Source organism: Trueperella sp. (assembly GCF_043424875.1).
GTDB lineage: Bacteria > Actinomycetota > Actinomycetes > Actinomycetales > Actinomycetaceae > Trueperella.
The window spans coordinates 1-6089 of record NZ_JBHWPL010000053.1; the positions used below are offsets into that span (position 1 = coordinate 1).

At 59.9% G+C, this 6089-nt stretch carries 5 protein-coding genes, 1 tRNA gene and 1 pseudogene; 5 read left to right on the forward strand and 2 right to left on the reverse strand.

Features of this window, described 5'->3' with window-relative positions; all coding sequences use genetic code 11:
* Positions 1-481: pseudogene (locus tag ACHFFR_RS05475) on the forward strand (hypothetical protein); the annotation flags it as partial.
* 91 nt (positions 482-572) lie between these two features.
* On the opposite strand, the gene ACHFFR_RS05480 reads toward ACHFFR_RS05475, so the two are convergent.
* Together ACHFFR_RS05480 and ACHFFR_RS05485 are read right to left on the reverse strand one after the other, a co-directional pair.
* Positions 573-646: transfer RNA gene (locus ACHFFR_RS05480), tRNA-Pro, on the reverse strand.
* A 93-nt stretch (positions 647-739) separates the two neighbouring features.
* On the reverse strand, positions 740-1501 hold the full coding sequence (locus ACHFFR_RS05485) for a dimethylarginine dimethylaminohydrolase family protein (RefSeq protein ID WP_394263269.1): 762 nt from the start codon (positions 1499-1501) through the stop codon (positions 740-742).
* 70 nt (positions 1502-1571) lie between these two features.
* Between ACHFFR_RS05485 and pepN the strand changes: the two genes are divergently transcribed.
* The 4 genes from pepN to ACHFFR_RS05505 all read left to right on the forward strand — a co-directional run bounded on the left by pepN (position 1572) and on the right by ACHFFR_RS05505 (position 6077).
* Positions 1572-4106 (forward strand): aminopeptidase N, encoded by a 2535-nt coding sequence (gene pepN, locus ACHFFR_RS05490; RefSeq protein WP_394263270.1) that lies wholly within the window; start codon positions 1572-1574, stop codon positions 4104-4106.
* Between the two features lie 82 nt (positions 4107-4188).
* A complete protein-coding gene (locus ACHFFR_RS05495) occupies positions 4189-4641 on the forward strand; it encodes an FHA domain-containing protein (protein WP_394263271.1) in 453 nt (150 codons plus the stop codon).
* Positions 4638-5387 (forward strand): MerR family transcriptional regulator, encoded by a 750-nt coding sequence (locus ACHFFR_RS05500; protein WP_394263272.1) that lies wholly within the window; start codon positions 4638-4640, stop codon positions 5385-5387. Before ACHFFR_RS05495 ends, ACHFFR_RS05500 begins: the two co-directional genes overlap by 4 nt.
* Positions 5388-5564: 177 nt before the next feature.
* Positions 5565-6077, forward strand: coding sequence for a MerR family transcriptional regulator (locus ACHFFR_RS05505; RefSeq protein ID WP_394263273.1), 513 nt, complete (start codon positions 5565-5567; stop codon positions 6075-6077).
* Positions 6078-6089: the final 12 nt, after the last annotated feature.

A 6089-nucleotide genomic window follows, 5' to 3' on the forward strand; every position in this document is an offset into this window, starting at 1 on the left:
TACAGGTTATGAAGATCTCGACGAAGCGGTCTCATACGTTAGATCAAACGCCAGTAATTTTACGCAAAAGGAGGCGACTATAGCGCTCAATAACATTTCTACCGTTTGTGAGTCTTTGGTCGACGAAGCTGCAACACCTGAACCTGAGAGCACTCAGGAGGAGGAGATCGCCGAGGCGATCAGCCCGCTCGACGAAGCCTTTAAACAGTGCGATTCCCCTCGCGGAGCCCGAGTAACAGATGAGGGCGAGACGCTGATCATTCGTACGACGGGCGACGACACTGACGTGCGAGCTTCCTTTGCAGATGTGACATGTATCCTTCGGGAACTAGAAGCTCCTTCCCGAACGCTCCACCGGATGGAGACAACTCGTTCCCTTGATGGACGCGTCACGGACTCTTGGGATGACTACACGGCCGAGTGGACCTATCATCCGGACGACGGGTTAAACGTAATCATCTTTGTGACCCAAGACAAGTAGCTCGGCCACCTAGGCTGGGTGAATGCGCCTATTCAGGTAAAAGCTGACCCGCTAGATTCCTATAGTTCGGTGGAATCTAGCGGGTTATCTGTCGGGCTAGCGGGATTTGAACCCACGACCCCTTGACCCCCAGTCAAGTGCGCTACCAAACTGCGCCATAGCCCGTCCGAGTTGGACGTAAAGATACTAGCCGAAAACTCACGCCATTTACCAAACGGCGCACCCAACGAGCGAGGTGGTACGCCTCACCAGTGCGCCTTAGCCGCGGATGCGCACCGATAGGCAGGTGGCTGATCCCTCCGTCTTTTCGATCTCCGTCAGGGGAGTGGTGATGACGTCGAAGCCCTCGCCGCGCAGAAGCTCGGCTGTGCGTGGCGCAGACTCGCTCATGAGGATGGAGTGGCCGCCAAGTAACACCACCTGGGTGCCAAGGAACTCAGGCACGTAACGCAGGCCGGGGAAGTCCTTCGCCGGGGGAGAGTAGTCCTCGTGCGAGATGAAGGCGCCGTCTGGCAATGCAGTCAGACACGACTTCAGGTGAAGCGCGTGATCAACCGGAGTCGCGGTGACCCCAACTCCCTTGCGCTCGAGGATCGATGCGAGGCCGTCCACGCCGGCCTGGTTCGTCCGCGTAGACAGACCCGCCCACACGTGGCCGTCGAACTTCAGAACGTCCCCGCCCTCGAGCGTCGCACCCTCGGGCAGATCCACAATCTCAAATCCGCGCTGCGCCAATGCGTCAATTACCGAGTCCTGCTCGCCGCGCCTGCTCTCATGAACCCGCGTGCGCACGGCAAGATCGTCGTAGGTAAACACCACGTCTTCCACGAAGATGGAATCGGGGTATTCCGGCGTCGCCTCAACCTCGATAACCTCCGTGAAGTCGCGGAGGATGTCGCAGTACTGATGCCACTGCTCAAGAGCCAGATCGGGATCGACGTCGGATTCTTCTAGGTGTGTGAGCTGACCCTCGGCCATCCGCGGTGATGGCTGGCGAACTAGCGCATATAGAAAATTCATCTCTCTAAACTAACAGGTCGCGCTCCCGTTGCAATTTGAAACACCGATTTAGTGACGCGACAATGGAGAAGTGAACGAAAACTTGAAGCGCTCTGAAGCCCGTGCCCGTGCCGCCGTCCTGACTCTCGAGTCTTACTCGATTGACCTCGACGTCAGCGAAGCTCCAGCCGAAACTAGCCATTTCGACGTCGTCAGTTCTATCGCTCTCACCGCGAGCGAGCCGGCGTCCACGTTCATCGATTTCATCGGCCACGACGTCGTGTACGTGCGTATCGACGGCGCCGACGTGCCATTTTCGTTCGACGGCGCGCGCATTCACCTCGACATTCCCGAGGGAGTGCACACGGTCAGCGTTCACGCGCACGGCACGTACTCCACCACAGGGGAGGGGCTCCACAGGTTCCGTGACCCCGTCGATAATCAGACGTACCTCTACAGTCAGTTTGAGCCTGCCGACGCGCGACGCGTCTTTCCAAACTTCGAGCAGCCGGATCTCAAAGCCACCTACACGGTGTCCATGACCGGTCCGGCCGAGTGGGTCATGCTCTCCAACGGCGCGCAGATCGAGGAAACCAATTCCGGCACGAATTCGCTCGGAGATCCCCTTACCCGCAGGACGTTCACGACGACGAAGCCCGTCTCTACCTACCTCACCGCTTTCATTGGTGGCCCGTATCATCGGTTCAGCGATTCTGTGCAGGTAGAGGGCGAGACGATCGATCTCGGATTCTTCTGCCGCGAATCACTCAAAGAGCACTTTGATCTCGAGGACATTTCGACCGTCACGAAGCAGGGTCTTCAGCTCCTGCCCAAGGTCTTCGACTACCCCTACGTGTGGGGCAAGTACGATTCCGTCTTCGTGCCCGAATACAACCTCGGCGCGATGGAGAATCCCGGTTGCGTGACCTTCTCCGAGGACGCCTTCGTCTACCGAGGCGAATCCACGAGGGCCCAGCGGGCGGGGCGCGCCAATACGATTCTTCACGAGATGAGCCACATGTGGTTCGGCGATCTCGTAACTCCCGTGTGGTGGGATGACCTGTGGCTCAAGGAATCTTTTGCAGAGTTCCTCGGCGCGTGGACAATGGCAGCCGCAACACAATACACCGAGGCGTGGGAGAACTTCGCCGGCGCGCGCGTGGCGTGGGCACTGCGCAATGACCAGTATCCAACGACCCACCCGATTATTGCTGACATCCCGGATCTTGAAGCGGCAGATCAGGCCTTCGACGGCATTACCTACGCCAAGGGCGCCGCGGTACTTCGCCAGCTCGTCGCATTCGTGGGCGAGCCAGCCTTCTTCGCGGGAGCTGCAAAGCTGTTCAAGGACAACGCCTTCGGCAACACGACGCTCGGAGACCTCATGGCAGCTCTCGAGGAGACCTCCGGTAAGGACCTGGGTGACTGGGTCGATCAATGGCTTCGAAGCGCGGGCGTCTCGAACGTCGTCGTGAACCGAACACCCGAAGGCGCCGTGCTGACCCAGGTGGGAACCGAGCCACTGACCGGTGAGCCAATCACGCGACCGCACCTGTTGCACGTCTCCGGATGGACAAGCGATGGCACCACATTGAGCAAGGCGGGGGAGATCGACGTCGAACTGCGCGACGAGCTCACGATCACGTGGGAGGATCTCGGCGGGGAGGGCGTGGACCTCATCCTGCCCAACGACCAGGCGCTGTCCTATATCAAGGTCGATTTCGACGAACGCTCTGCCGACGCGGCCCTGTCCTTCGAGCTCGACGATCCACTGGCGCAGTCCGTGGTCACATCGGCGCTGTGGGAGATGGTGCGCGATGCGAAGCTGCCCGCTGCCGACTTTGCGCAGTTCGCGGCGCGCTCAAGCGGGAGCGTCGGCTCGCACCTCCTCGCTACCCGAGTCAATAACGCGTTGGCAGGGCTTCTGCGCTACACGCCGGAGCATGTGCGCGACGCCGAACTCGCCGCGATCTTTGACGCCGCGGCTTACGCGCGAGAGACGGACGATCCCGATACGCGCCTCATTTGGACCCGTACGATGGCGCGCGCGGGTGCGGCGCTACCAAATAGGGACGACGTCATCATGCGCGTGCTCGATGACGTGGATGATCAGGACTTGCGATGGAAACTGCTCACGGCACGCGCGGCCACCGGTGCCATTGGCGCCGACGTCCTGGACGAGGAGCTGGCGAAGACTGGGACTGCTGCCGACGTCGTCGCGCATCTGCAGGCGAGCGCAAGCCTGCCCGGTTCCACCACCGACGCGCTTGCGAAGGTCATGTCGGGCACGCTGTCCAACGATCACGTCTCGGCGCTGATCGCTGGTTTGAACCAGCCGCTGCGGGTGAGGCAGACGATTGCAGTGCTACCGGATTACTTTGACCAACTCGTGACAATCTGGGGGTCCCATTCGCAGGAGATCTCTGAGCGACTCATTTACGGTCTGTACCCCGCGACCGATCTCGAGGCAGGCGATGCACCGGATGAGAACCCGCAGGCGGTGGCCGCGAAGGCCTGGATTGACGCCAGTTCCGATGCCCCGGCGGCTCTCCGAAAGATCATTATTGACTGTCACGATGAACATCTTCGGACACTGCGCGCGCAGGCCGCAGCGCAGGTAACATGAAGTCTCACAATCGTTATCTAACGGTGACACTTTTCTCGAGGTGGGCTAAAGTTGGATGAACGGCAATTGGATAGGGGTAGCAATGGCAGACTTTGAAGTTCAGCCTCAGGACGAGGATCCGATCTCGACCTCGCGGTTTTCAGCAATCAGTCCGTCGCAGTCTGACACGCAGGCAACGCCCAAGGGGCTCGACGCCGAAGATGTTGCCACCATCAATGCTCTCCCTGCCACCTCGGCGCTCCTGATCGCGCGTAGCGGCGCGAATGCGGGCGCACGTTTCCTCCTCAACGACGATTCGACGACGGTCGGGCGCCACCCCAAGTCCGACATCTTCCTCGACGACGTGACGGTGTCGCGCAAGCACGCATTCTTCGTTCGCTCGGGTCACGATTTTTACGTTCAGGACACGGGTTCGCTCAACGGCACCTACGTCAATATGCAGCAGGTGGAAGAGGCCAAGCTTTCCGACGGTGATGAAGTTCGGATTGGCAAGTTCCAGCTCACCTTCTACGCCTCACCTCAGGCGGGTCAATGACTCCGACGGCCAACAAGGCTTGGAGCGTTGAATTTCCAAGCACGTGGCCCCACGACGTCTCTCATGAACCGACACTGAAAATCGGTGAGGTCACAACCCACCTTCGGCATGAGTTCCCGTTCTTGGCGGCATCGAAAATTCGCTACTTCGAGTCTCAGGGCTTGATTGAGCCACACCGTACAGCGTCGAACCAGCGCTTGTTTTCCCTAGCGGACGTCGAGCGCCTTCGTTTCATTCTCGTCGAGCAACGCGACCGCTACGTGCCCCTTCCACAGATCAAGGACATGCTTCGCCAGCTCGACGCCGGCGAGACCAACCAGGAGCACCCGGGCCGAATGCGCGCGCTACCTACGGGAACAGAGGCAAGGCCAAGCCCGGGCACGCGCATTCAGAAGGACGAACTTGCGGCGCTGACAGGTGCCTCCTATCAGGACATCGAGCAGCTCATCTCCACGGGCATGCTCATTCCAGACGCGCGGGGGAGGCTGACGGCGCAGGCCGTCGATATCGTGCGCTTTTCAAAGATGCTCTCAGAGGCCGGCTTGGATCTTCGTAGCCTGCGTCAGGTGCGCAACTCCGCCCACGCCCATGCGGCCAACGTTGTGGCGCGTCTGGCGACCGAGCGCGCACGGAACACGCCGGTTGCCAAGGAGCGCGTCGTGAACGAATCGGCTGAAATGGCGACGATGCTGACGAATCTCTACCGGGCGCTTCTCACAGAAAACATCGACGTCCAGCTTCGATAGGGGAGCAATACTTAAAGTTACACTTGAGACACGGCACTGAGACACACCGACCACGCTTGAACCAACCTCATTGAGAACGGTGTGAATCAGGTTTAGGCTAGAACGTGAACCAATTTGAAGGAGGCTGACGTGAGTGACGCATTTGCACAGGGCGCACAACCGCAGCTTGCACAGGGAATGCTGTTTGGCGGCCAGGTGCCTGATCTCGACACCGAGACCGGCTACCGTGGACCTGCCGTGTGCCGCGCAGTAGGCATCACATACCGTCAGCTTGATTACTGGGACCGCACCGGGCTGATTGAGCCATCAATCCGCTCCGCGAAGGGCTCGGGCACCCAGCGCTTGTACTCGTTCCGCGACATCCTCGTGATCAAGGTCGTTAAGCGGCTCTTGGATACGGGAGTCTCGCTTCCGCAGATCCGTTCGGCGATCGAGCAACTCAAGGAGTACGGCGTCGAGGATCTCGCAGCCGTCACGCTCATGAGCGATGGCGCATCGGTGTACCTGTGCACGTCGAATGACGAAGTCATTGACCTCATTCAAGGGGGACAGGGCGTCTTCGGAATTGCCGTGGGCAGGGTCTGGCGCGAGGTCGAAGGCGATCTTGCCGAGCTTCCTACGGAGCGTGCGGAGGACGACGGCGTCGTCGATGAGCTCGCCGCTCGCCGTGCACGACGCAACGTCATGTAACGAACTCTTTGA

What these genes read in the sequence shown, in the direction of transcription:
- ACHFFR_RS05500 (WP_394263272.1), top strand. Translation starts at nt 4,638, where the DNA reads ATGACTCCGACGGCCAACAAGGCTTGGAGCGTTGAATTTCCAAGCACG.
- ACHFFR_RS05485 (WP_394263269.1), bottom strand. Translation starts at nt 1,501, where the DNA reads ATGAATTTTCTATATGCGCTAGTTCGCCAGCCATCACCGCGGATGGCC.
- ACHFFR_RS05495 (WP_394263271.1), top strand. Translation starts at nt 4,189, where the DNA reads ATGGCAGACTTTGAAGTTCAGCCTCAGGACGAGGATCCGATCTCGACC.
- ACHFFR_RS05505 (WP_394263273.1), top strand. Translation starts at nt 5,565, where the DNA reads ATGCTGTTTGGCGGCCAGGTGCCTGATCTCGACACCGAGACCGGCTAC.